This is a genomic window from Paenibacillus sp. NPDC058367 (assembly GCF_042723305.1).
GTDB lineage: Bacteria > Bacillota > Bacilli > Paenibacillales > Paenibacillaceae > Paenibacillus_AQ.
Genome location: NZ_JBHXIZ010000001.1, coordinates 995,780 through 1,021,526, shown reverse-complemented (window position 1 = coordinate 1,021,526; position 25,747 = coordinate 995,780). Strand labels below are relative to the sequence as shown.

Genomic DNA, 25,747 nt, shown 5'->3' with positions numbered 1-25,747 from the left:
GATGATCTTCGATTGTCATACCCATTTGTTTGGACCGGGAATGGTTTCAGGACCTACGGATGAGGCGATCAAACGGGCTTGGGGACCGGATATGAATATCGAAGCAACCCCCGAGCAACATCGTAGTAATTTGGAAGGATTCTCTGGTGCTATCGTATTGGCCATGGCGGCGCATGCAACGGGACTGGTTGTGCCGAATGCTTTTGTCGCAGATTACTGTCGCACGGATCCGGATCGATTATTCGGTTTTGCAAGTGTAGATCCCAATCATCTGGATTGTGTTGCTGAATTTGAGACTGCGATCCGTGAGATGGGATTAAAAGGGTTGAAGCTTGCGCCTATCTATCAGAATTTTTATCCTGATGATCCCAGGCATTATGCCCTCTATGCCAAAGCAGAACAGCTAGATGTACCTATTCTTTGGCATCAAGGAACCTCTTTTGTACCGGAGGGTTATCTGGATGCATCAAGGCCGGCGATGCTGGACCCGATTGCCCGTGCTTTTCCGAAGCTGAAGATGATTGTAGCGCATATGGGTCATCCCTGGATTGATGAATGTATTTCATTGGTGCGCAAGCATCCTAATCTATATATGGATGTTTCTGCTTTAGGAAGTAGACCTTGGCAATTTTATAATGCACTGGTATCTGCGATGGAATATGGAGTTCAAGATAAAATATTGTTTGGGTCGGATTATCCGTTCTTTGGGACACAGAAGATGCTAGATGCTCTGTACCATATCAATGATCTAGTGGAGGGAACGAAGCTGCCACAAATACCGCAAAAATATATTGAGGACATAATACATCGTCTAACACCGGAAATTCTTGGTTTTATCTAAAGCATTTATGCTTGGTCTATAAGCGAGGTTGTTAAAAGGAGATGGGGTCATGGCGGAGTGCAGGGACAGCGAGGAGAGTGTGGCTGAATCAGGCGGTAAGTTGAAGAGCGAGGCTTATTTTCAGGAAAAAGATCTATGGGGATTTATCCATCGTTCCTTCACGAAGTCTATGGGGTACACGGAAGAAGATCTCCGCAAGCCAGTGATCGGCATTTGCAACACGTTTAGTGAGCTGAATAAATGCCATTCCCATTTTAATGAATTGGTGGATTATGTGAAGCGTGGTGTTTGGCAGGCAGGGGGAGTGCCGATGGAATTCCCGACGATTTCGATTGGTGAGCCTTATGTGAAGCCTACAACGATGCTGCTGCGTAATTTGATGGCGATGGATACGGAAGAAATGATGAAAGGGCATCCCATTGATGGCGTAGTGCTGCTAGGGGGTTGCGACAAAACGGTACCCGCTCAGCTGATGGCAGCCGCTAGTGCCAATATTCCAGCCATTGTGCTGACAGGTGGCCCTATGCTAAACGGTCGACTGGGCGGCCGTAGCCTTGGAGCGTGCACGGATTGTTATGGCTTTACGCTGGAGCATAAAGCCGGAAATATAAGTGACGAAGAGCTGGCTGTTGCAGAGAATGCAATTTGCCGTAGTGACGGTCACTGCATGGTGATGGGCACAGCAAGCACGATGGCCTCGATCGCCGAAGCAATCGGCATGGCGTTACCGGGCTGTGCGGCTATTCCGGCGCCGGACAGCAGACGCAGGCATATATCCGAGCGAACGGGCAAGCAGATCGTAGAGCTGGTTCGCCAGGGTATTCGTCCCCGTGACATCATGACTGCAGCGGCGATAGAGAATGCGATCACAGTTACGATGGCGAGCGGCGGATCGACGAACGCTATCATCCATCTTATAGCGATCTCCCAGCGGCTGGGGATGAAGCTGCCTTTAGAGACATTTGACCGGATCAGTAGTCAGACCCCGTTTATTTTGAACCTGCGTCCTTCGGGCAAATATCAGATGGAGGAGTATTTCGAGGCAGGTGGTGTACCCGCGCTGATGAAGGAGCTGGAGCCGCTGTTGCATGGGGATTGTTTGACTGTAACAGGCAGAACGGTTACAGAAAATCTGGTTCAGGCATCGACACTGGACAGAGATGTGATTCGTTCTTTGGAGGAGCCGCTGGACAGTCAAGGTGGAATTGCCATATTGCGTGGGAATCTGGCGCCGGATGGGGCGCTGATCAAGCAGACTGCTGTATCCGTTCATCTCAAAAAGCATATCGGACGCGCAGTAGTGTTCGAGAGCCCGGCCGATCTAAATAAGCGGATCGATGATCCTGATCTGGTCGTGGATGAGAACAGTGTGCTAGTGCTTAAAAACGCAGGTCCGAAGGGTGCTCCAGCGATGCCGGAGATCGGGCAAATCCCGATTCCACAAAAGCTGCTGAAGCAGGGCATACGCGACATGGTACGCATCTCGGACGCGCGGATTAGCGGTACTTCCTATGGCGCATTGATTGTACATGCGGCGCCGGAAGCTGCTGTCGGTGGTACGCTGGCGCTTGTGCAGGATGGCGACGAAATTGAGCTGAATATTTCCGCGAGGCGCTTAGAGCTGAAGGTGTCGGATGAAGAATTGGCACGACGTAGGGTCTCATGGCAAGCGCCGAAGCCGCACTACGACAGAGGGTATGGCTTGCTGTTTCATGAGCGTGTGCTTCAAGCGAATCTCGGTTGTGACTTTGACTTTCTTCTCCCTGTTGAGCTTAGAGAAGAGTTGCTGAGCGAGAGGGAATCGGTGCACATCAAATAATAGCCGAGACTGAAATAATCTAATGCTTGTGAAGATAAAATAGCTGCACTTTATACAACTACAGTATATCGTAATCGTCTCATTTGGACTTTAATTGCACTTCATACAGTTAAATCTTATCAAATCGCTGTTTGTAGGCTCATTTTGGATTTTTAATTGCAGATAGTACAACTAAATTACCATCTACGAGAACAGGAGTTGTTATAAGTGTACGAAATACACTTATATCGCACGAATCGCACGAATCGTACGAATCGTACGAATCGCACGTATCGCACGTATCGCACGCATTGCACGCATTGCACGAATCGCAAGTGTCGCGCATGTCGCAAATATCGCACGAATTGTACGTATCTGCGGCTCCGGAAGCGGCTATCGGAGGAATTGCGACTCTTGTGCAGGATGGCGACGAAATTGAGTTGGATATTTCCGCGAGGAGCTTAGAGCTGAAGGTGTCGGGAGAGGAAGAGGCCCAGCGGCGGATTACATGGCAAGCGCCTAAGCTACACAACGACAAAAGTTAGTATGAGTTTATTAGATTGGCTGACTGAACTGGATAGGCTGGACTGAGGTTGGTTTATTGCTTTGATTGATTTGAATGTGATGATTGCTTTGCTTTGAGTGATTGCATTTTATGCAATAGATTCCGCTCTAGATAGGCTGGATTTTGATTTTATTGCACTTTGTGCAATGAAATTTCAGATAATCGCCACTAAACGAGCTTATAGCAGGAATCTGATGTATGAAGTGCAATAGATTCATTTTTTAGCGATGAATTTGAAAATTCTATTGCACATTCTGCAACCAGGGAGTTAGTTTTCGATTGTAGCAAACTGGTTTGTGAATCTAGCTAGTTAGTTTTCGATTGTAGTTAGCTTGGTTTCCGATCACAACAAGCTAGTTTCTAATCTCAGCTAGCCTGGCTTTCAATTACAGCTAGCAACGTGTCCGATTATACCAAGCTATGAGGTCTTTTGTGGTAAAAGCAACAAACTTGAGTCAATGGAGAGGAGAGTTCAATGATGCGAACCGTTCAAGAGTTGGAGGAGCGCTTGGCAAGTCCGTCCGCAGCACTGATTGAGGAACTTAGCCAGCTCGATGGAGATATTATGCTACTAGGCGTGGGGGGCAAGATGGGACCTAGTCTCGCAAGGCTAGCGGTGAATGCAATTCGCCAAGCGGGGCTAAACAAGAAAGTTATCGGCGTATCCCGCTTCTCGAATAAGGAGCTGAGACGAGAGCTTGAAGAGGCCGGGGTCGAGATTATCTCCGCCGATTTGTCTGACGATAAGGCGCTGCAGGCACTCCCTGAAACCCAAAATATTCTCTATATGGCCGGGAATAAATTCGGCACGACCGGGAATGAACATTTCACTTGGATGATGAATGCCTATCTGCCGGGCCGCGTTGCGGAACGGTTCCGTAATTCACGAATGGCTGTATTCTCAACAGGCAACGTTTACCCCTTTACTCCGGTCAGCCAAGGAGGCGCAACGGAAAGAACTTCACCGAACGCGAATGGGGAATATGGGCAATCCTGTCTGGGCCGGGAGCGTATATTTGAACATTTCTCTCATAAAAATGGAACGCCGATGTTCATTTATCGGCTGAATTACGCCATTGATCTGCGGTATGGTGTGTTATTGGAGCTTGCTCGATCGGTCAGGGAGGGACTTGCCATTGATATCACAATGGGTCATGCCAATGTGATCTGGCAAGGGGATGCGAATGAAATCGCATTGCGAGCACTGCTGCGTTGCAGTTCGCCGCCTAATGTCATGAACATTACTGGGCCTGAGACATTGTCCCTGCGTTGGGCTGCGAATGAATTCGGCCGAAAGTTAGGCATTGAGCCGATTTTTACAGGTGCAGAAGCACCTACTGCACTGCTAAGTAATGCAGCGAAAGCCGCTGCCACCTTTGGCTATCCGCGGGTATCGCTGGCCGAAATGATCGACTGGATTGGCGATTGGGTAGGACAAGGCGGAGAAACCTGGAATAAACCCACGCATTTTCAGGAGCGGGAGGGCAAATATTAATGACACTGACAAGAGTACCTTTGACTTCGGAATTACATGCCGCGCTTCATGATGGGTTGGCTATTCCCGCACATCCTCTCGCCTTAACTAAAGAGCGCAAGCTGGATGAGCGACGTCAACGGGCACTTACCCGATATTATGTTGCTTCCGGGGCGGGTGGAGTCGCGGTTGCCGTGCATTCCACTCAATTCGAGATCAGGGATCCAGAAGTAGGGCTGCTGGAACCTGTGTTACGTCTAGCTGCGGAAGAGGTGGAGCTTGCCCAGCTAAATCGGCCATTCATGAAAGTAGCGGGTATTTGCGGTGGGACGGAGCAGGCTGTTCTTGAAGCGCGCCTTGCTGCAAGCTTTGGTTATGAATCAGGACTGCTCAGTATGGGAGGCTTGCAAGACTTAAGCGAGGAAGAACTGCTGGAACGAACACGCAGAGTGGCGGATGTGATTCCGGTATTTGGTTTCTACCTTCAGCCGTCGGTGGGAGGACGGATTTTAAGTTTTGATTTTTGGAAGGCATTTGCTGAAATAGAAGGCGTAATCGCCATCAAAATGGCACCGTTCAATCGTTATCAGACGCTGGATGTAGTCAGAGCAGTGCTTGAATCCAGCCGTAGCGAAGAAATTGCTCTGTACACCGGAAATGACGATAATATTGTCAGCGATCTGCTCACGACCTTCCGATTTATGGTGAACGGCAAGCCCGTTGAGAAAAAAATAGTCGGCGGCCTACTCGGTCACTGGGCAGTCTGGACGAGCAAAGCAGTACAGCTGCTTAATGAGATTAAAAAGGTCAGAAGTGAACCCTCGTTGGCATCCGATTGGTTGACGCTTGGGGCTGAAGTGACGGATAGCAATGCGGCGATATTTGATCCCGCGCATCATTTTCATGGCTGTATCCCGGGTATTCATGAAGTGCTTCGCCATCAAGGATTGCTTGAAGGCTTATGGTGTCTAAATCAGGAGGAACGATTATCCCCGGGGCAAGTGGAGGAAATCAACAGAGTGCGCAGAGACTATCCCCATCTAGTGGATGATGGATTTGTGGCATCGCATTTGGAAGATTGGCTGCAATAACACGTAGTTGTATAAGAGTTAAGGAGGGCGCACTTTCGACAAGTGCGTTCTTTCTTATCCAGAGTGCGATATCCTCCGCCTCATGATACAATAAGGGACAAGTTTATAAGGATGAGGTGACTTTAATTGAAGTATGATTTCGATCGCGTAATTGACCGCCGTAATACACGTTCTTACAAGTGGGACCAGTCCGAAAAGTTGTTTGGTGAGAAGGATATTATGCCACTTTGGGTGGCAGACATGGATTTTGAAAGTCCTCCTGCAGTGAAGGAAGCGATTCTGCGCCGCGCAGAACAAGGGGTTTACGGATACAGTGTACCTAGTGACTCTTATAAAGAAGCTATCACGTCGTGGTTTAGAAGACGGCATGATTGGGAAATTAAACCGGAATGGATTTCGGATTCTCCCGGAATCGTAACCTCCTTAAGTTTTGCTGTAGAGCTGTTTACCGAGCCGGGGGACGAGGTTATTTTACAGTCGCCAGTCTATTATCCCTTCTATGATGTCATCCAAATGAATGATCGCAAGGTCGCCAAGAATCCGCTTGTTATTCGTAATGGACGCTTCGAGATGGATTATGAGCAATTGGAAGGGCTGATGCAAGGTGGAGCCAAGCTGCTGCTTTTATGCAGTCCGCATAATCCGGGTGGTAGAGTATGGGAAAGAGAAGAGCTGCTGAAGCTTGGTGAGCTCTGTCTGCGTTATGGAGTGACCGTAATCTCTGATGAGATTCATTGTGATTTGGTGCTTCCAGGTTATGAGCATATCCCTTTTGCATCCTTATCTGAGGAAATTGCGAATATTACACTAACCACACTTGCCGCGACCAAAACCTTCAATCTACCGGGGTTACAATCTTCTTTTATCGTTTCTTCCAATCCGGAATTGAAGCTTAAATTTGATCGAAAAATGAAAGCCTTGAGTTTACATATGGCTAGCTACTTCGCCCAAGGTGCAGTAGAAGCTGCCTATAATGATGGTGAAGAATGGTTGGATGAGCTTTTAGAGTACGTGTCAGGCAATGTGGACTATGCGATTAGCTATTTGTCGGAGCATTTACCGCAGGTCCAAGTGATGCATCCGCAAGGCACATACCTGCTATGGGTTGACTGCCGCGGTCTGAATCTGGATATAGATGGACTTAAACAGCTGATGTACAAAGAGGCTAAAGTTGCTTTTAATGAAGGCTCTGTCTTTGGAACTGAGGGACAAGGTCATCTGCGGATCAATCTGGCTTGTCCTAGATCTATTCTAGTTGAAGCGTTAGATCGCTTTTGCCGAGCAGCTCTAGCTTATACTGCGAAATAAAAGGTAATTACTGAAGCTTGATGATTCCTTCTAAGGGGATCGTCGAGCTTCTTTATTTTGCAAAAAGGTAAAAAGAATAATAAAATGGAGTCCATTACGTCAAGCAGGAGGACTTCAAATGAAATGGGTAGCTCAGCTTCCGTATTATAAGATACAGCGAGAAATTAAGGATGGAGAACAACGAAGTATTACTTGCAATCGCTTAATGTATTTGTACAAAGATAGAGTCGTGACTCGTCATCGTGAATTTCCAATAAAAGATATTTTAGATATGTCCTATCGCTCAATGGGAGGTTCAGAGGGGATGTTCTATCTGTACACGAGTAAGGGTGTATATACTTATTTGGTAGAGTGTGATCCTGAAAGCTTTATTGATACTTTTAAAGAACAGCAAATGAATAAAATTGAGCGTACTGGTAGGCCGTGATATGATAATCCATACGACATTGCAGGGTGGGAGAGAACATTAATGAGCAAAACACGAATTATTATTGATGCAGACACAGGTATTGATGACGCACTGGCGATTCTGTATGCTTTACGCGCTCCAAACGTAATTGTAGAAGGAATTACAACCGTTTTTGGGAATATTGATGTCGACAAGGCGGCGGACAATTCACTGCGACTGATTGAGCTTGCTAAGCCTGGTTATGAGATTCCTGTAGCCATCGGAGCATCCAAAGCACTTGTTCGTGAGCACTCAGGCTACGCCACTCATGTGCATGGTGAGAACGGTATTGGTAATGTGGAAATCGCTCCATCCAGCCAGCGTACCATTAGCGAAACTGCATCTGAGTTTATTGTTCGGATGGCTAATGAGAATCCCGGAGAAATTGTATTAGTTACACTGGCACATCTAACCAATCTTTCGATGGCGCTTGATATGGACCCTGGGATTAAAAATACTTTGAAAAAAGTAGTGGTGATGGGCGGTACGATCTTCAATCCCGGTAATAGAACACCGGTTGCGGAAGCGAATATTGCTGGAGACCCTGAAGCTGCAGATCATGTATTTACATCTGGACTTCCCGTTATGATGGTGGGTTTAGACGTTACGCTTAAGACGCGGATTACCCAAGAGCATATCGATTTGTTAAACCGTTTTGGACGTGAAGAGAATAAAGCGATCATTTCGTTTATGGAACAATCGCTCACTCATTATTTTAATTTCTATCGTGAAGCGAACTTTTTGATTAACAGTGCACCGCTGCATGATCCGCTCGCGCTTATGGTTGCGCTGCAACCAGATCTAGTAACCTATAAAGAAATGAATGTTCGTGTGGAGCACAAAGGTGAGTTTACATCGGGAATGGTCGTAGCGGATTTGCGGGCTCAGCCAAAAGTGGGTAAACCCATACAAGTTGCTGTGGATGTAGATGTTGAACGAGCAGTGGGAACCTTTTTGAGCGTGTTTATGTAATTTTGTCGACCTCTACTAATATGAAAAATAATTTCGAAGCTCATAGATGACAATCTATTAATTTTACAATTGGATAATCTTTGGTAAAATGGTAGAAGACATATAAAGAGTTTAAGAGATTACACTTCATATTATGGAAGATGGGAGACTTAACAGTCATGAACAAACGGATTGGCAAATTGGTTTTATGTCTGGCGATTTCGCTAGGCGGCACCACGGCATTATTCCAAAACACTACACAAGCAGCACCCGCAGGTGGAGTTAGTATTGTGCTGGATGGTTATGCACTGCCGTTTCCAGTAGAGCCTGTTGTGATGAACGGAACGACGATGGTTCCATTCCGGGCGATATCAGAAGCGCTGGGGATCAACGTAGAGTGGAATCAAGCACTTAAGAAAATTACCGCGACCAAGACGGATACAGTGGGTACTAAAGTGGTAACGTTGACCCTTGGTAGTAAAAATGCAGGCGTAAACGGCGAAGTTGTGAAGCTAGGGGTTGCCCCGCAAACGATCCGTAATAACACGATGATTCCACTTAGCTTCTTCGGCCAGCAGTTTGGTGCGGGCGTAGCATGGGATCAAGCAACGAAGACGGTATCGATCACTTCACCGAAGACGGATATGTACAAGCTGGGCTTTTATGCGCTTAGCTCATACAGTGAAATTTCGTTACTTCCTAGCTTCGATGCTGTAGCTTTTGGGTGGAGCGGGATTGATAAAAGTGGACAATTCACCACGACAGGCACTGACTTTAGATGGCCTCAAGCAGCTGGGGATGTAACCCCAGAGTCTATTGTCTCGAATGCAGCAGCAGGTGGCACAGCGCCTTATCTGATGGTCTTTTCTGGTGATACTGCAGCGGAGCTCACGAAGAATCTGGAAGATAAAACGCTTCAAGAGCAGACGATTACAGGAATCGTTGATCTGGCTACACAAAAGGGATTCCAAGGCATCACGCTGGATCTCGAGGGACTGGGTCTAACGGGAGATAAAGCAAAGGTGCAAGCCGATTATAATGCTTTTGTGAAGAATTTATCTCAAAAAGCACATGCAGCAGGTCTTAAGCTCACGGTTATTCTTCATCCATTAAACAGCTCTTATAAAGGTTATGATTACAAGACGCTGGGAAGCCTCGCAGACGATTTGGTCATTATGGCTTATGATTATTTGCAAGAGAAAAAAATTCCAGAGCCGATGAGTTTAGTTGATGAAGGCATCCGGCTTGCACTTCAGCAAGTGAGTAAGGATAAGCTGATTCTCGGTATTTCCGTATACAGTGAGAATGAAACATCAGTAAATTCCAAGGTTGGACTTGCCAAACGTTATGGTCTTAAAGGGATTGCAATCTGGCGTGTGGGCTTGATTGGACAGCCTGTCTGGAATGAGATGGGCAAGTCGGTGGAGTTGTAGGCGATTTATGATACGTTATCCAAAGAAAAGGGCTGCCATTTGGCAGCCTTTTTTTCTTAAAAAGAAAAAAATATATGCTTGCGCAATAAATTATCCTTATCTTTCTCACATAAAGCTAGAATGGAATAGATCTATTAAAGTATAGGGAAATCCTCCCTATAAATTCTGTATTTTAGGGTTGTACAGGTGGAATATAGTGAATTTCTCCCTATATTTCAGCGGATATCATCGTTTTTTAGAAAATTCCCCGCATTATAGGGAGAAATTCCGCATAACTGGGTAATTGTGAAGAAATCATCCTGAAAATAGGGAGTTTTTCCCTATAAAACTCCCTTGCCATCTCCCATCACAATTTCATTGACCGGGTGCAGAAGGTGGGGAGTTTGTGATATGAAATCTAAAATGGATCGGAATTTATAGGTTTCACGGTATAAATGATCTTTCTCTTATGAAGGGGGATATGCCTATTCATACGTACCATTCTTGATGGACTCGATAGTAGTGAACATCCGTGAGTATACATCTTTAATGTTGGGTTCATTTACTTTGCCGTTGTAAAGCCCGTATCCCCAAGTTTTATATGTTTCACCAGTTTGAAGATAGCAAGTAACATACATATCACTATTAAAATTTGTTAAAGAATAGTGCTCATACGATACGTCTTCAAGAACAAACGGCATAAATGATTTCGTAGCTCCAATAAAGAAGAAAGGAACACCTGCATTTGTGTATACTTTAACATACTTGTTGTCGTCCGCTTCTTTCAGATGCTCTTTCGTAATAACTACAGCATCATATTGGGAGGAGAGCTTTGAATAATCTTCTAACTCCTCAAAAGAAATACTTGTGAAGTACACATGTTCTTCTCTTATTTTAGGGACCTCGCCAACAACACCTATAAATAAGCTTTTCCCTGAGTACAGCGGTGTATCAACCGTATCGGCATTAGATGTACAGCCTGTAACAAATATGAATATTAGTATAATGAGTGAATTTAGGATGATTTTCCTCATCTTTTGGCTCCTTTCAAGCGTTCTGCATGAGTTGTGTTTGCTTACAATAAAGCATTATACTGGAAATTAATGGTTCAGACCAGTAAATGGGTCATGGAATTCGAAAGAAGCCTGATTCAGAGGAGGGTTATGTTGCATCCAATTACAGCAATAGAAATCATATTTTTGGTTGTTTTTGTCCTCATTATATTTGGAGTAGCCTTGTTTTTACCCCGTAAGATTAGGAGGTCTGGTTTAATTATAGTATCTTCAATAACTGTACTTTTGCTTTTATCCTTCGCTATTCGCCCCTACTGGATTGATTATCAAGTATCCCGAAAAACAGAACAACTCAATCACTATTTGGAGGAGAAATACCCTAATCAAGAATGGGAAATTAGTCGACAAGCAGGTAGACAATATAATCCTTATCATTTACAAGTTAGATTTAAAAACGAAGAAGGTTGGATTTATATTTATTCAGTCGTAAATGAGAAGAAAATTCACCAGAGTGTTTGGGTACCATCAGGTGGCAACTCTTTCGAAGAAGGAAAGCATTACGAAAAATGAGATCAGCTAAGTAGTGACGAAGGGAAGTTTGGAGCTGTAGGAGCGATAGCGACCGCCTGAAAGCTTTCCGTAGGAAAGCTCACTTCGTAAGCATAGGCTGTCTCCGGAAGTCCAAACATTCCCATAGTTACGACTGAAGCTGCTGACCTGGATTTCTCAAACACACTTCGACTGTTATATACCTCACATTAACCTAAGCCGTAAACCTTTATAATCTCTAAGATTGAACCCTTGAATCAAATCATTATTTTTCAGGAGGACTTTAGAGAATGAGATATAAAGCATTGGAACTAGACAAACCGCTTACTTATGAGCTGGAAGGCTTAGAAATAGGAGTTACCTCGAACTGTAATTTTCGCTGCGATTATTGTTGTGCGTATAATAGAAATGATGGACAAAGCATCAAGGCTAAAGAGGTTATCCGAATTCTTGAAGAGCTTCCTGGTCTGAAAAGAGTACGCTTGTCAGGTGGCGAGGTCACATTAAAGTTCGATGACTGTGTGGAGATTGTAAACTACTGCTCATCCAGAGGGATTCAGACACAGCTCAATTCGAACGGCAGTCTTTTAAATGCTGAACGGATTGATCAATTGGTCGCGGCAGGATTAACGACGATACATATTTCCTTCAATTTTACTACAGCGGACGCATTCTCTCGTTATTATAATATTCATCCAAGCATCTATGAGAAAATTAGAGAGAACATTACTATGTTCGCGGCAACTAGTGTAGATACGGTGCTGGAAACGCTGTTGTTCAGCGAAACTCAGGATAATATGAAGGAAATTAGTGATCACGTATATGCGATGGGTGTCAGAACACATGAGATTCAGAACAGTATTATCATGGATCATACGGGTTGGAAGTCTATAGCTGCCCGTGAACAATTAAAGAATGCTGTGAGTGAACTAATCGCTATGAAGAAAGAGGATACGACCCTGTATTTCACTTGCATGGACCGGTTTATGGATGCGCTTGGGTTCGAGGAGCAACCGGGCGTTTATTTTCCACACTGCATAGAGGGCAAGAAACAGCTTCATCTACATGGCAATGGAGACATCCTGATCTCTGAATTATGTCATCCCGTTATTATTGGCAACATTTATCAGGGAACCTCACTGAAGGACTTATATAGTAACATGCCAGCGCCTTTGGCTCAGTTCCTGGATAAACTGCCATGCCCAGCACTGGACGCATTGTTTCCGCAAGGGGTTTAAATCGTTAAGCATTGCTATAAAATTACGACATGGAGCCAATTTAATGAATTGGTTCCTTTTTTGTGTAGTAGATTAATGGAAAGTCCTGTATGATTTCTGTAAGCTTATAGAGACTGCTATAACTTAAATTTGCGGATAAGGAATGTATGACATCCATACATAAGGTATGCGACACATGCTTACGAATATAAGAAATGGACTCATCAAATCCAATGTTGTTCTCGAAAAAATCATGCCATTATTAACACCTACTGCCATCGTGGTTGGTGTGCTTAATGAAAGCAGACTGCTACCATTCACAGGTCTCGTCCCATGGATATTCGCCTTTATGACATTGATCGGGAGCTTGAAATCTAATCTCAAAGATCTGCTGGGCGTACTGCTGAAACCACAGAAGTTGATCGTGTTGATGCTTATTCTTCATATCGTGATGCCGCTCATTGGCTGGCTCGTTGCAAGTGCTGTTTTTCCGGGAGATCCTTACACAGTGACAGGATTTGTACTATTGTTTGCGATCCCAACGGGTGTGGTTAGCGTGGTGTGGGTATCCATATACGGCGGAAACATTGCACTAACTTTGGCGCTTATTCTGATCGATACGCTCTTGTCACCGATTGTCGTTCCGGGTACCTTGTATTTGCTCATGGGAGCGAGTGTGGAGATTCAGCTTGGGGAAATGATGAAAGGGCTCCTATGGATGGTTGTCATTCCTTCGGTGGTCGGGATGCTTCTGAATCAATGGACAAAAGGCAAGGTGAATACGGTATGTGGACCTCCGCTTTCCCCATTTGTAAAGGTTGGGTTGTTCATGGTCGTTTCTATTAATGGTGCTAGCATTGCCCGTTATCTGAAACACCCGGATAGTAAATTAGCGATTATTATTGGCGTAACCTTCGTAACCGTAGTTCTCGGATATGTAATCGGAGCATTGGTATCGCGCCGTTTCCGCTTTAGCTACGAAGATTCTGTGGCCGTACAATTTAATTCCGGCATGCGTAATTTAAGCGCAGGAGCTGTGCTCGCAGTAAAATATTTTCCTCCGGCTGTTGCACTCCCTGTGATTTCAGGAATGTTATTCCAGCAAATTCTTGCTGCAATGTCTGGTCTGTTTTTACGTAGCAGAACTAAACACCCTTTAACAGATGGTGCAATTACGCAAGTTTCTCCAGCATCCCAGTCAGAACCGCCTATTTCATTTCAGAAATAAAACAGGTCTTAATAACTAGTGTAAAGAAGATCACCGAACTAGTAGAACTAGTTTTTTCTGCATTTATATGCAAAAATTCGACATTTTTTGATATTTTCCGTATTTTCGCTTCATCAATATTCACTAATTTATCATCATATCCGATAGTAGTTGTATTATTTACAATTGCATTGTTCTCTAATGAACAGTAGTCGGAAGGATGAGGGAAAATGAAGATTCGTCTTAAACTATCACTTATGATGATAGGTGTGACCCTATTATGTATTGCAGTAATGGGGGTTTTTACATATTTAAGGTCAACTCAGGCCATTGTGAGCCTTACTGAGAATTCTATGAAGCAGGTCAATACGAATAAAGCTCAGACCATATCGGCTATGATTTCGAAGGAGCAGAGAAGTATTGAACTTATTGCGGGAAGGTCGGAAATTGTCGAATTATTACTCCAAGCAGGGAATGGTGGCGTCGCCAAGGGGAGTAAGCTACAGAATGAGGTAAATATCAGCCTTCAGGGAATTGTGAAGGATGCTGGGAACCTCGAACATGCTTTTGTCAGTGATATGAATGGCATCGCTGTGGCTGACAGTGATATTAAGCTTATAGGTACGGATTTCAGTGATAGAAATTATACGAAGAAAGTAATGGAGACTGCGGCGCCGGTAATTAGCGAAACACTGAAATCGAAATCTACTGGGGCTTATGTGGTAGGATTTGTACATCCGGTTAAGAGTAACGGGAAGATGATTGGATATGTAGCTTCAGCGGTTTCCGCAGATAGTATGATTAAGTATTTAGCAGATGCAAAAGTAGTAAATACAACGACTTCGTATGCTTATCTTCTCGATGAAAATGGGAATACACTGTATCATCCGGATAAGAAGCAAGTAGGACAACCTGTTGCCAATGATCAGATCATGGCTGTGGTGAAGCGTGTGAAATCTGGTGAAAAAGTAGAAGATAGCCTGCTTAGCTATACATATAATGATGTGGATAAAAAATCAGCCTATACCGTTATGCCTGAGACCCACTGGTTGCTTGGGATAACCGCAAATTTAGATGAAATTGTAAAACCTGTGAATGAGATGAGAAGCTTTAATCTGTTTCTGGGTGCAGGAAGTTTGATTATTGCATTGTTGATTGCTTTATATTTTGCCCAAAAAATCTCTTCACCGATTGCTAAACTGACAGAGTTGATAAATAGAACGGCAGAGCTGAATTTGACGTATGACTCCCAGTACGAGTATCTGACGAAAAACAAAGACGAAACAGGTACGATAGCCATAGCGATGCTCCGAACACGGGTTATTCTTCGTGATATGGCGGGTAGTCTAATCATGATCTCGACCAAGGTGCTTGATAATGCGGAGACTCTTGAAAAGCTGTCTATAGATGTACGGGAGAATGCTCATGATAATTCGGCAACTACACAGCAGCTTTCGGCAGGGATGGAGGAGACAGCAGCTTCAACACAAGAGATGACGGCAGCGATAACTGAAATTGATATTAATGTGTCCGAGATCTCCAGTAATGTGAAGGAAGGCGCTGAAGTTTCCAAGCAGATCAGTGAGCGGGCGATGGTGTTACAAGATGAGGCGATAGAGTCTACGGATAATGCGAAGCGAGTGTATGAATCTGTTCGTATCGATATGGAAAAAGCAATTGAACAGTCGAATGCGATCTCAGAGATTAATGTACTGGCGGATACGATTCTATCGATTACTAGTCAGACCAATCTGCTTGCTTTGAATGCAGCGATCGAAGCGGCTAGAGCAGGTGAGGCAGGTAGAGGATTTGCTGTTGTAGCTGGTGAAATCCGCAAGTTGGCTGAGAAATCGTCAGAGACTGCGGCTGGGATTCAAGGGGTCGTTTCAGGAGTTTATGCTTCTGTTGAACTAATGAAGGAAAATTCAGAGGCGTTACTAGCTTTTATTGACCAGAATGTTCTTGGAGACTATGAGCGGTTAACGGAGGTAAGTCAGCAATATAACAGAGATGCTACAACAGTGAATTTGCTGATGAATCAATTTGAGACCGCGGCTGATCATCTAAGTATGGCCGTTTCTAGTATTTCTATAGCGGTCAATGAAGTGGCTGCTACAGTAAATGAGGGGGCTATTGGGATTCAGGATATTGCGGTGAAGACGGCTGATATCGTTGAGAAGACATTCCATGAAGTTACGGTGGCTGACGAGAATACCCAAAGTGCCAAGGAGCTACAGGGGCTGGTAGATCGGTTTAAGATCTAAGTAGGATTAAGGGAATCTTTATCCGTCATTCATAAAATATTAAGCTTGTAAGGTTATAGTACATATATAACCTCCCTTAAATATAAACTTTGCCCCGCCGGCCGTCGGCGGGGTCTTTTTTTATGTGAATCTTTTTAAGCGAATACCAGCTTAGCCAGTGATGAGGTAAATAGCTTCATCCAGCGGAACGATAACCTCTGTTTGTTCCACCATATCTTTCAAACGTACCTTATCAACACTTGATTCGCTTTCGCCGATCAGTATAACGTAACGGATGTTTTTGGATGAAGCTGTGGCGAGCTGCTTTTTTAATTTTCTTTTACCGGATATGAGAGTGGTTCTTATAGAACAGGCACGCAGCTCGGCTGCTGCAATTAAAGCTTGTGGTAGTGTCTCACCAATGGGAATGACCATAACATTTGCTGCTCTATTTTCTTGGATAGGTCGTTCTGTTAGGAGCGCCATGATTGACTCCATACCAAATGACAACCCCACCGTAGGATATTGAATATCCTCTCTGCCCACTAGCTGTCCGATAATCGCGTCATATCTGCCTCCGCCACCCAAGCTTGAGGCAAAGGAACCAGATGCATCAAAGATCTCGTAAACTGTTCCTGTGTAGAATGAAAGACCTCGGGATAAGAAAGGATCGAAGCGGCAAGTCTCCTGTAGTCCAATGTCTTGGATTAGATTTTGTAGGACGAGAACCTCTGACGCACCCGGTTGTGTTGTGAGATTGTAATTGTCGCATAACTGCTCAAAGCTTGGATTGTCCATTTCGATAAGCGCTAGAATCGCTGTGATGGTTGCAGGTTCTAGCCCCTTGCCAATCAACTCGTTCTCCACTCCGCTAATGCTGATTTTCTCAAGTTTATCAAGGGTAAGCATAACGGATAGTTGCTCTTCCGCAGGTACGCCGATGGACTCTAGAATCTCACCGAGAAAACGTCGATTGTTCCATTTTAGGATGATAGGAATGTCCAGCTTGCGGAACGCTTCGGTAGCCAGCTGCATTAGCTCAGCTTCAGCCTCAGGGCCGGAAATGCCGACCACATCGACATCACATTGCAGGAATTCACGCAGACGCCCACGTTTTACGGGTCCATCTCGGAACACTTTTCCGATCTCATACCGCTTGAAGGGGAACTCTATCCCTGGATTTAAAGCGATCACTTTGGCAAAAGGAATCGTCAGATCATAACGCAACCCCAATTTGCGGTTGCCCTGATCCGTGAGTTGGTACATTTCCTTGAGGATTTCGTCCCCGCCTGCATATTTTGAGGTTAATAACTCCAATTCATTTAATAATGTCGTATCCATCGATTCAAAATCATAGAGCTCGAACAAGTCCTGCAGCGTATTTTGAATGTTCTTTCTGAGCGCTTGCTCTTGACCGAAGTAATCATAAGTTCCTTTAATGTTTTGCATCATTAGTAGCTCCTTTGAATTGGCATAGTTTAGAAAATAAAAAAACGCGCAGGACCTCTTGGTCCTGCGCGTGATCTATGCCGCAGGGAGGCCAACGCGAGTAGCGTTAGCCTCCCTGAAAAAATTCAGGAGTGCTAACGCTGTTTGTGATAATAATGAAGTTGATTCAGCATGATTGTATTTGTATTCATCAGAACCAATTCCCTTCGAAATTTTGATTACTGCCGATTATAGCGGATCATTTGGAGTCGTGCAAGCAAGAATTTATATTTGGTTCGATTTCTTGTGGGCGAATGGACAAGTTATCAGCTATAATAGGGCTTCGATATTCCTTAAGGAAAGGGAGTTTTTCTACGATGAATGAATCTTTAATTATAGCTCGGACCGAAGATTTTGTTAAAGAACAACTTGGACAAGATACTACGGGGCATGACTGGTGGCATTCCGATAGAGTGCGCAACACCGCCGCTGAAATTGCCAAGATCGAGAGCACAGATGTATTTGTTTGCACGATGGCCGCCTTGCTGCATGATGTTGCTGACGAGAAGCTTAATCCGTCTAAAGAAGAAGGTTTGCTTAAAGTACGTACCTGGCTTTCTTCAAACCTTACAGATGAGCAACAAATTAATCATATTATGATGATTATCGAGACGATGTCCTTTAGTGGTGGCGGGGGAGAACCGATGCAGACGCTTGAAGGCCAAGTGGTTCAAGATGCCGATCGACTTGATGCGCTTGGTGCGATTGGCATTGCCAGAACCTTTATTTTCTCAGGGGCGAAAGGTCGTCCAGCTTATGATCCGGAAGTGTCTCCAAGAGATGAATCGCTTCAAAAGGAGTACAGGGATTACAGCAAAGGAACGGCTATCAATCATTTTTATGAGAAGTTATTAAAATTAAAATTCCTGATGAATACAACCTATGGACGCAAGTTAGCAGAAGAACGGCATGATTTTATGATTAATTATCTGGACCAGTTCTATAGGGAATGGAATCAAGGGAGCCAATAGCTGTTATAATGATAAGTATGCACAAGATGAAGGATCGCGGAGTTTCCGCTTTAACCAGAACAATCGGCATAGAAGAGGTTGAACGATGAGTGAATTGCAATTTAGAGATTATGAGTTAAACGAAGACATTATTAAAGCGCTGGATGTCCTGAAATATGAGACGCCAACAGAAGTTCAAAGCAAAGTGATCCCTGTAGCTCTTCAGCAAAAGGATCTGATCGTTAAATCGCAAACGGGTAGCGGTAAGACGGCAGCTTACGGAATCCCGGTCTGTGATTTGGTGGATTGGGTGGAGAATAAGCCGCAGGCTTTGATTCTAACGCCTACTCGGGAGCTTGCCATGCAAGTGAAAGAGGATATCACCAACATTGGACGATTTAAACGGGTTAAGGCCGTGGCTCTTTTCGGTAAGCAGCCTTTTGCTCCACAAAAAATTGAACTTACTCAAAAAACACATGTTGTCGTAGGTACGCCTGGACGTGTGTTCGACCATATTGAAAGAGGTACGCTTCCGCTAAATCGGATCAAGTATTTGATCATCGATGAAGCAGACGAAATGCTGAGCATGGGGTTCATTGAGCAGATCGAAAAGATCATTAAGCAGCTGCCAAAAGAACGAGTGACTTGTGTTTTCTCCGCTACATTACCGGAAGTGATTAAGAATTTGTGCCGGAAATATATGAGCGATCCAACGGAAATTGAGATTCAAGCAAGTGGAATTACAACCGCTACAATTGAACATGCGTTGATCGAAGTGAGACAAGCTGCCAAATTCTCGCTACTGAGCGATATTATTACGGTGGAGAATCCGGACAGCTGCATTATCTTTTGCCGTACACAAGAACAGGTGAATGCGGTATTTAGAGGGCTGGCTGATTTGGAATATCCCTGTGATAAGATCCACGGGGGAATGGAGCAGGACGAGCGTTTTGAGGTCATGAATGCTTTTAAAAGAGGGCAGTTCCGTTATCTAATCGCTACCGATGTAGCGGCAAGAGGCATTGATATCGAGAACATCACTCACGTGATTAATTACGATATTCCGCTGGAAAAAGAAAGCTACGTGCACCGTACAGGCAGAACCGCTCGTGCAGGTAAGACAGGCAAAGCGATCACTTTTGTCACTCCAAATGAGCAAAAGTGGGTGAAGGACATTGAAAGCTATATTGGCTTTAGCATCCCGAACATGAAAGCTCCCTCGGACGATGCCGTTGCTTACGCGAAGGAAGCGTTTGAGCAGAAAATTAACAAGCAGCCTGTCCGCAAGAAGGACAAAAGCGAAAGCTTGAACAAAGAGATCATGAAGCTGTACTTCAACGGCGGCAAGAAAAAGAAGCTAAGAGCCGTGGACTTTGTCGGCACAATCGCAAAGCTTGAGGGTATATCTGCAGAAGATATCGGTATTATCTCGATTCAGGACAATGTGACCTACGTGGATATTTTGAACGGTAAAGGTGCAATGGTACTGCAAGCGATGAGAGAGACGACGGTGAAGGGCAAGCAGCTTAAAGTGCATATTGCGAAGAAATAAGTACGTGAACAGCAGTTTATCGCTAATCACCATTCATAAGTGCCGCTATTGATGCGGTTTAATTAAGAGGGAGTCGTGTTCTTTACGCGGCTCCTTTTTTATTTGTTTTTTACAGATTGAAAATAGAGGATTAATCTATCGGTATTCAGAACTGTTACTAAATAAAGAGGTGGTATAGTGAAAAGTGAATTTAAGAACGTTAGAATTCCAGCGATTCTGCAAGTTCTAATGGTTGTATTTTTGCATTTTATAACTATCTATTTTTTGAAGCTGAATACTGAGGAGCGGGATGAAGGAATAGTAAGGCAGATGTTCTTAATGTATTCAGCGCCAATATTTCTTACATATATGTCTTGCAAGATGGCTTTAAAGACGAGGAAGCTAAGGTACAACATTGCATGGTTAGTCATTAGTACTTTACCTAGTATGAGAATTCTATTTTATTTAAAAGAATACCAAGGGAAAAAATTTGGGAATCCTGGATTCATTGAATTTGATTTTCCTCAGATAGAGCTTAGTTATCTTTTTCCTGTTAGCTACTTGGGTATCCAATTGATACTAATAATATTATTGTTGGTAATGATATTATCGAAGGAAAAACCAGAGGTTGATTAATATCTGTACATAAAATATGGAAATGCGATTTGGGCATAAATGAAACTAGGTTGAGTTTGAGTGAGCGTTAGATTTGTATTGTCTTTGATATTAGGGAAATCCTCCCTAATAATTGCTGATTTTCACTGGATTTTACGCTTTTTAGGGAATTTCTCCCTATAAATCACCTGAAATCCACTATTATGAGCAAATGGGGTGAATTTAAGGGGAGGAATTCCCTAATTGTTAAATTTGGGACTGTATTATCAATGAAATTGAGGAGAAATTCCCTAATTCTATCCTCCCGTTTCCAAAAGATTACTACTTCATTGGACCATTACTTCCTATCACTCTATAGCCCCATCACACCCTAACTTCCGGGATGCCCAATTTAGCATCTCACGCTGGAAGCAGCGAGATGCACTAAAAAGCAAGCCTAGTCGCCACGTTATTGGCGACTAGGCTTGCTTCATTTAGCTAGGGAGCTAGATATAACGTCCCTAAGCGTTATACTGTGCCTGATGCAGCCGGCTGTATATGCCACCGGCATGGACTAACTCTTCATGGCGGCCTTGCTCGGCGATGCCTTCTTCGTTCACGACCATGATCCGGTCGGCATTCTTTATCGTCGTCAATCGGTGGGCGATGACGAGTGTGGTTCTACCCACGGATAGATCCGCCAGCGATTGCTGAATCGCTGCTTCCGTTTCTGTATCCAGTGCGGAAGTAGCTTCATCCAGAATCAGGATCGGCGGATTCTTCAGGAACATGCGGGCGATCGCTAGGCGCTGCTTCTGTCCACCGGACAGCTTCACACCGCGCTCGCCGATCACCGTATCCATGCCATCTGGCAGATTCTGAATGAGATCTTCCAGATGGGCACGCTGAGCAGCTTCCCAGATTTCAGGCAGCTTCGCATCGAGCTTTCCGTAGGCAATATTCTCGCGAATCGTACCGGAGAATAGGAATACATCCTGCTGCACGATCCCAATCTGCTTACGTAACGACTCCAGCTTCATGTCACGGATATCGATGCCATCTATGGTGATAGCCCCGCCTGTGACATCATAGAAACGAGGGAGCAGGCTGCAAATAGTCGTTTTGCCTGCGCCAGAAGGTCCAACAAATGCAATCGTTTCGCCAGCCTTAACTTTTAGGCTGATATTTTGTAGAACCGGACGGTCTTCGTCGTATCCGAAAAAGACATTCTGAAAGGTAATATCACCGTGTAAAGTACTTACCTCTACGGCATCCGGCTTATCGCTGATATCTGGCTCCGTATCAATAATTTCTAGATAACGTTTAAAGCCGGCAATTCCTTTTGGATAACTCTCGATAACGGCATTGATCTTCTCGATCGGACGGAAAAAGATATTGGACAACAGAATAAATGCCACAAACTCACCGATTTGCAACTCGCCATTGATGAAGAACCAAGCGCCGCTGATCATCACAAGGATCGTAATGAGGCGGGTCATCATATAGCTGACGGATAAGCTTTTGGCCATGATTTTATAAGCGAGAAGCTTAGTTTTACGGAACATTTGGTTATCTACTGCGAATAGCTCTTGTTCATGCTGCTCATTGGCAAAAGATTGAACAACCCGGATACCACCGACATTATCTTCGATACGGGCATTGAAACTACCTACATTTCCAAAAAGCTGGCGATAGGTGGAAGTCATGTTGCGTCCGAAGTAGATGATCACCCAAGCCATAATTGGAACGATAATAAAAGTAATAATGGCCAGCTTCAGATTAATATCAGCCATAAGGAGGAAAGCACCGACAAGTGTCATGATGGCGATAAATATATCCTCAGGACCGTGATGCGCCACCTCGCCGATATCATTTAAATCGTTGGTGATTCGCCCGATGAGGTGACCTGTTTTATTATTATCGAAGAATCGGAAGGACAGTTTCTGGATGTGATCGAACATTTTTTTACGCATATCGGTCTCGATATTGATGCCAAGCATATGCCCCCAGTATGTAACGATATACTGCATAACTGTATTCAAGGCGTAAATAGCTAGGAGCGCGACACACGCAATAAGAATTAGCGGCCAATCTTGACCCGGGAGCAAATCATCAATAAATTTATTGACAGCTACCGGAAAAGCTAGTTCTAGCAGACCTGCAAAAACAGCGCAGGAGAAGTCCAAGATAAATAGTTTTTTATACGGACGATAGTAGGAAAAAAACCTTCGAAGCATTCTGTTCACTCTTTTCTATAGGAATATGTAGGAGATCGAATGAAATTGATTCTCAATTGTCTTGATTATATGGATACTAAAGATGTCATTCGATTTTGTCAATAATAGGGTTATGAAATTACTTAAGGCTTGTAACTTTTATAATAATAGTGGATGATAGGTCTTAATGCCATGTAATAAACATTTTTATATTTCTGGCGTAATCGCTCACCGTCCTTACAGGAATGTCAAAGGCGTTTATGCTTGTTGCAATTTAGGAGGATACATGATGAAAGCATCGCAACGAGAAGGAAACATTCAGAATAGAGGTTTAACGGATACCAAATATGATCGCTGGCTGCTAGTGTTGGGGATTGTGTTTATCGCAGCGGCACTTAGAGCGCCTTTCACATCCGTCGGTCCACTGGTACAAATGATTCAGGATGATCTAGGCTTATCGAACACTTTAGCAGGAGCTATTACTACTCTACCATTGTTGGCTTTTGCCATTTTGTCCCCGTTTGCTCCAAAGCTAGCTCGCCGTTTCGGCTTGGCTAATGTGTTATTAATTGCTATGGTTATGCTTGCTATGGGGATTCTAATCCGGTCGGGATCTGGAACGGGACTGTTGTTTACAGGTACGGCGATACTCGGGCTTTCTATTGCAGTATGTAATGTATTGCTTCCGGGTCTGATTAAAGGGAAGTTTCCTCACAAAATTGGGTTAATGACAGGTGTCTACACCGTCTCAATGAATTTATGTGCAGCCGTCGCTTCAGGTATTAGTGTACCGCTAGCTAGTCATGCTGGATTTGGCTGGAGAGGGACTTTGGCGATTTGGTTTATGATCGCTGCGCTAGCAACCCTGTTCTGGATTCCGCAAATGCGCAAGCTCGATCAAGGGACTGGGGCCAAGGGGTCGATCTCTAGTGGAAATATGTGGCGCTCTTCACTTGCTTGGAAGGTAACGATTTTTATGGGCTTACAGTCGTTGCTCTATTATGTCTTCATAGCTTGGTTCTCTGTTCTCCTTGGTGAGCGAGGGATGTCATCAAGCCATGCAGGTTGGTTACTATCACTAATGCAAATGGCCCAGCTGCCGTTTACTTTCTTCGTGCCGTTGTGGGCAGGTCGGATGAAGAACCAACGTATTCTAGTAATCATCACGGCTATTTTGTATTTCATCGGAATCGGTGGCATTTGGTTGGGAAGCAGTGCTTTAATGGCTGTCTGGGCGATCTGTTTTGGGATTGCCGGAGGATTTGCCTTCGGACTTGTGATGATGTTCTTCAGTCTACGGACCAGAAGCACTCAAGAAGCAGCGGAACTGTCGGGAATGGCCCAATCCGTAGGTTACGTGCTTGCAGCAATGGGCCCGGCATTATTCGGATGGCTTCATGATGTAACGAATAGCTGGACGATGCCGCTTGTTTTATTGCTGGGTGCAAGCGTATTGCTGCTGGTTGTCGGACTTGGTGCTGGTAGCGATCGATATGTGGGAGATAGAAGATAGATGGTCATAAAAAGAGTGTATTGGTGCGGACACGCGCCAGTACACTCTTTTTTTTTGTTGCATAGGAAGAAGCCACGCCCTTCATTGTTAGACGCGTTTGTAAGCGACGACCCGGATTCTTCGATAATCCATCACCCAGCGGCCATCCTGAAATAATGTCGGTCTAAGTTTCTGTTCCATATAAGAGAGGACTTCTTCTCGTTCAGATGGTGTTAGGACACTTAAGATTCCATTAGCAAAAGTGTTCAGCCAGGACTGGAACCCTTGCTCTCCAGCCTCTAGTGGGGTTGGACGGTCGAAACAAAGGGCGAGGTCAACAGTCAGTCCATGTTGTTCTAGTAGTGTTGTATATTGTCCGATGCTTGGGAAGTACCAAGGTAATTGAAGCTTATCACTACACCCTATAGCGGTAAAAGCATTTGGAAGCTCAGTAACGATAGAAGCGATATTGCCCAGCCCACCGAACTCGGCAACAAAACGTCCGCCTGTTCGTAGGCTAGCTGTGATAGAAGCAGCTGCTCCGTTCGAGTCGGTCAACCAGTGTAGAGCAGCGTTGCTGAACACGGCATCGACTGGCTGTTCCGCGACATAGTTTTGCCCATCTGCTAAGATGAAGTTTAGCTGGGGATGCTTGTCACGGGCAGTCTGAATCATTTCGGCTGAAGCATCAATACCTGTTACAGTGGCACCACTAGCGGCGATGGCTGCTGCCAAATCACCAGTTCCGCAGCCCCAATCAACAATTTGTTCGCCAGGCTGGGGGCGAAGAAGCTCAATCAAAGACTCTCCAAACTGAGACACAAAGGCCATATCAGTATCATAGGTTCCGGTATTCCACTGTTGGTTCATACGTATTCGTCCTTTCTGGTTTGGAATTACAGTGATATTTCTGATGCAGCACATTCTTTTAATTATGTTGTATCATATCAGCCTCTTATAAGTGAAATATATAAACTGAATAACTGTGATTGGTTATGCCTATGGAGATTTGAATATATTTTTTCGCTTATATCGCTGTTGTTAGATTTATCTGTACATCGATTTAAAAATATGTTGCTATTTATCCGAAAAAAGAGTATAGTCTTATGTACAGTGATTATTTCATTGGTGTACATAATGTGCGGTCGTGGCGGAATTGGCAGACGCGCACGGTTCAGGTCCGTGTGGTAGCAATATCGTGGAGGTTCGAGTCCTCTCGACCGCATCATCAAATAGGCTTATACAATTGCTCTTGGGCAGTTGTATAAGCCTATTTTTTATGTCTGAAGAAAGTGATGGTGGTCCAATTCTAGTGGCTTCTAAGTCCGATGCACCCCATGCGTAGTGGAAGGAATAGAT

General features: G+C 44.4%; 21 protein-coding genes and 1 tRNA gene. 18 read left to right on the top strand and 4 right to left on the bottom strand.

Annotation, left to right across the window (positions count from 1 at the left end):
- The first annotated feature begins 1 nt into the window (after nt 1).
- The 9 genes from ACFWMP_RS04750 (at nt 2) to ACFWMP_RS04710 (ending at nt 9,909) form a co-directional block, all read left to right on the top strand.
- A complete protein-coding gene (locus ACFWMP_RS04750; RefSeq protein WP_379422223.1) occupies nt 2–841 on the top strand; it encodes an amidohydrolase family protein in 840 nt (279 codons plus the stop codon).
- A 49-nt stretch (nt 842–890) separates the two neighbouring features.
- Nucleotides 891–2,660 carry an IlvD/Edd family dehydratase gene (locus ACFWMP_RS04745; protein WP_379422221.1) on the top strand — a complete coding sequence of 590 codons (1,770 nt, stop codon included), beginning with the start codon at nt 891–893 and terminating at the stop codon, nt 2,658–2,660.
- 323 nt (nt 2,661–2,983) lie between these two features.
- A complete protein-coding gene (locus tag ACFWMP_RS04740) occupies nt 2,984–3,184 on the top strand; it encodes a dihydroxy-acid dehydratase domain-containing protein (RefSeq protein ID WP_379422219.1) in 201 nt (66 codons plus the stop codon).
- A gap of 498 nt (nt 3,185–3,682) precedes the next feature.
- Nucleotides 3,683–4,699 carry an NAD-dependent epimerase/dehydratase family protein gene (locus ACFWMP_RS04735; RefSeq protein ID WP_379423510.1) on the top strand — a complete coding sequence of 339 codons (1,017 nt, stop codon included), beginning with the start codon at nt 3,683–3,685 and terminating at the stop codon, nt 4,697–4,699.
- Entirely contained in the window at nt 4,699–5,769 is a 1,071-nt protein-coding gene (locus tag ACFWMP_RS04730; RefSeq protein ID WP_379422217.1) for a dihydrodipicolinate synthase family protein, read from the top strand. Before ACFWMP_RS04735 ends, ACFWMP_RS04730 begins: the two co-directional genes overlap by 1 nt.
- A 126-nt stretch (nt 5,770–5,895) precedes the next feature.
- On the top strand, nt 5,896–7,077 hold the full coding sequence (locus ACFWMP_RS04725; protein ID WP_379422215.1) for a MalY/PatB family protein: 1,182 nt from the start codon (nt 5,896–5,898) through the stop codon (nt 7,075–7,077).
- A 118-nt stretch (nt 7,078–7,195) separates the two neighbouring features.
- Nucleotides 7,196–7,504 carry a hypothetical protein gene (locus ACFWMP_RS04720; protein ID WP_042186739.1) on the top strand — a complete coding sequence of 103 codons (309 nt, stop codon included), beginning with the start codon at nt 7,196–7,198 and terminating at the stop codon, nt 7,502–7,504.
- 42 nt (nt 7,505–7,546) lie between these two features.
- Entirely contained in the window at nt 7,547–8,497 is a 951-nt protein-coding gene (locus tag ACFWMP_RS04715) for a nucleoside hydrolase (protein WP_379422213.1), read from the top strand.
- Between the two features lie 158 nt (nt 8,498–8,655).
- Nucleotides 8,656–9,909, top strand: a complete 1,254-nt coding sequence (locus tag ACFWMP_RS04710; RefSeq protein WP_081951082.1) for a stalk domain-containing protein — start codon at nt 8,656–8,658, stop codon at nt 9,907–9,909.
- A 464-nt stretch (nt 9,910–10,373) separates the two neighbouring features.
- On the opposite strand, the gene ACFWMP_RS04705 is transcribed toward ACFWMP_RS04710, so the two are convergent.
- Nucleotides 10,374–10,922 (bottom strand): hypothetical protein, encoded by a 549-nt coding sequence (locus ACFWMP_RS04705; RefSeq protein WP_379422211.1) that lies wholly within the window; start codon nt 10,920–10,922, stop codon nt 10,374–10,376.
- A gap of 129 nt (nt 10,923–11,051) precedes the next feature.
- On the opposite strand from ACFWMP_RS04705, the gene ACFWMP_RS04700 reads away from it, so the two are divergent.
- From ACFWMP_RS04700 to ACFWMP_RS04685, 4 genes are all read left to right on the top strand, one after another.
- Complete coding sequence (locus ACFWMP_RS04700; RefSeq protein WP_379422209.1) at nt 11,052–11,471, top strand: hypothetical protein; 420 nt, start codon at nt 11,052–11,054, stop codon at nt 11,469–11,471.
- Nucleotides 11,472–11,740: 269 nt separating this feature from the next.
- On the top strand, nt 11,741–12,688 hold the full coding sequence (locus ACFWMP_RS04695; RefSeq protein ID WP_341061706.1) for a radical SAM protein: 948 nt from the start codon (nt 11,741–11,743) through the stop codon (nt 12,686–12,688).
- A 175-nt stretch (nt 12,689–12,863) separates the two neighbouring features.
- Entirely contained in the window at nt 12,864–13,895 is a 1,032-nt protein-coding gene (locus tag ACFWMP_RS04690; protein ID WP_379422206.1) for a bile acid:sodium symporter family protein, read from the top strand.
- Between the two features lie 209 nt (nt 13,896–14,104).
- On the top strand, nt 14,105–16,138 hold the full coding sequence (locus tag ACFWMP_RS04685; protein WP_076283221.1) for a methyl-accepting chemotaxis protein: 2,034 nt from the start codon (nt 14,105–14,107) through the stop codon (nt 16,136–16,138).
- Between the two features lie 150 nt (nt 16,139–16,288).
- Here ACFWMP_RS04685 and ACFWMP_RS04680 read toward each other — a convergent pair whose 3' ends face one another.
- Nucleotides 16,289–17,569, bottom strand: a complete 1,281-nt coding sequence (locus ACFWMP_RS04680) for a histidine--tRNA ligase (RefSeq protein ID WP_379422204.1) — start codon at nt 17,567–17,569, stop codon at nt 16,289–16,291.
- 353 nt (nt 17,570–17,922) lie between these two features.
- Between ACFWMP_RS04680 and ACFWMP_RS04675 the strand changes: the two genes are divergently transcribed.
- The 3 genes from ACFWMP_RS04675 to ACFWMP_RS04665 all read left to right on the top strand — a co-directional run bounded on the left by ACFWMP_RS04675 (nt 17,923) and on the right by ACFWMP_RS04665 (nt 20,722).
- Complete coding sequence (locus ACFWMP_RS04675; RefSeq protein WP_379422202.1) at nt 17,923–18,576, top strand: HD domain-containing protein; 654 nt, start codon at nt 17,923–17,925, stop codon at nt 18,574–18,576.
- An 85-nt stretch (nt 18,577–18,661) separates the two neighbouring features.
- On the top strand, nt 18,662–20,107 hold the full coding sequence (locus ACFWMP_RS04670) for a DEAD/DEAH box helicase (protein ID WP_042186759.1): 1,446 nt from the start codon (nt 18,662–18,664) through the stop codon (nt 20,105–20,107).
- Between the two features lie 177 nt (nt 20,108–20,284).
- Nucleotides 20,285–20,722 (top strand): hypothetical protein, encoded by a 438-nt coding sequence (locus ACFWMP_RS04665; protein ID WP_379422200.1) that lies wholly within the window; start codon nt 20,285–20,287, stop codon nt 20,720–20,722.
- Between the two features lie 479 nt (nt 20,723–21,201).
- On the opposite strand, the gene ACFWMP_RS04660 is transcribed toward ACFWMP_RS04665, so the two are convergent.
- Complete coding sequence (locus ACFWMP_RS04660) at nt 21,202–22,917, bottom strand: ABC transporter ATP-binding protein (protein WP_379422198.1); 1,716 nt, start codon at nt 22,915–22,917, stop codon at nt 21,202–21,204.
- A 268-nt stretch (nt 22,918–23,185) separates the two neighbouring features.
- Between ACFWMP_RS04660 and ACFWMP_RS04655 the strand changes: the two genes are divergently transcribed.
- Nucleotides 23,186–24,409 carry a CynX/NimT family MFS transporter gene (locus ACFWMP_RS04655; protein ID WP_076283203.1) on the top strand — a complete coding sequence of 408 codons (1,224 nt, stop codon included), beginning with the start codon at nt 23,186–23,188 and terminating at the stop codon, nt 24,407–24,409.
- 87 nt (nt 24,410–24,496) lie between these two features.
- On the opposite strand, the gene ACFWMP_RS04650 is transcribed toward ACFWMP_RS04655, so the two are convergent.
- On the bottom strand, nt 24,497–25,258 hold the full coding sequence (locus ACFWMP_RS04650; protein ID WP_042186763.1) for a class I SAM-dependent methyltransferase: 762 nt from the start codon (nt 25,256–25,258) through the stop codon (nt 24,497–24,499).
- A 271-nt stretch (nt 25,259–25,529) separates the two neighbouring features.
- On the opposite strand from ACFWMP_RS04650, the gene ACFWMP_RS04645 reads away from it, so the two are divergent.
- Nucleotides 25,530–25,613 (top strand) — tRNA-Leu (locus ACFWMP_RS04645).
- Nucleotides 25,614–25,747 lie beyond the last annotated feature (134 nt).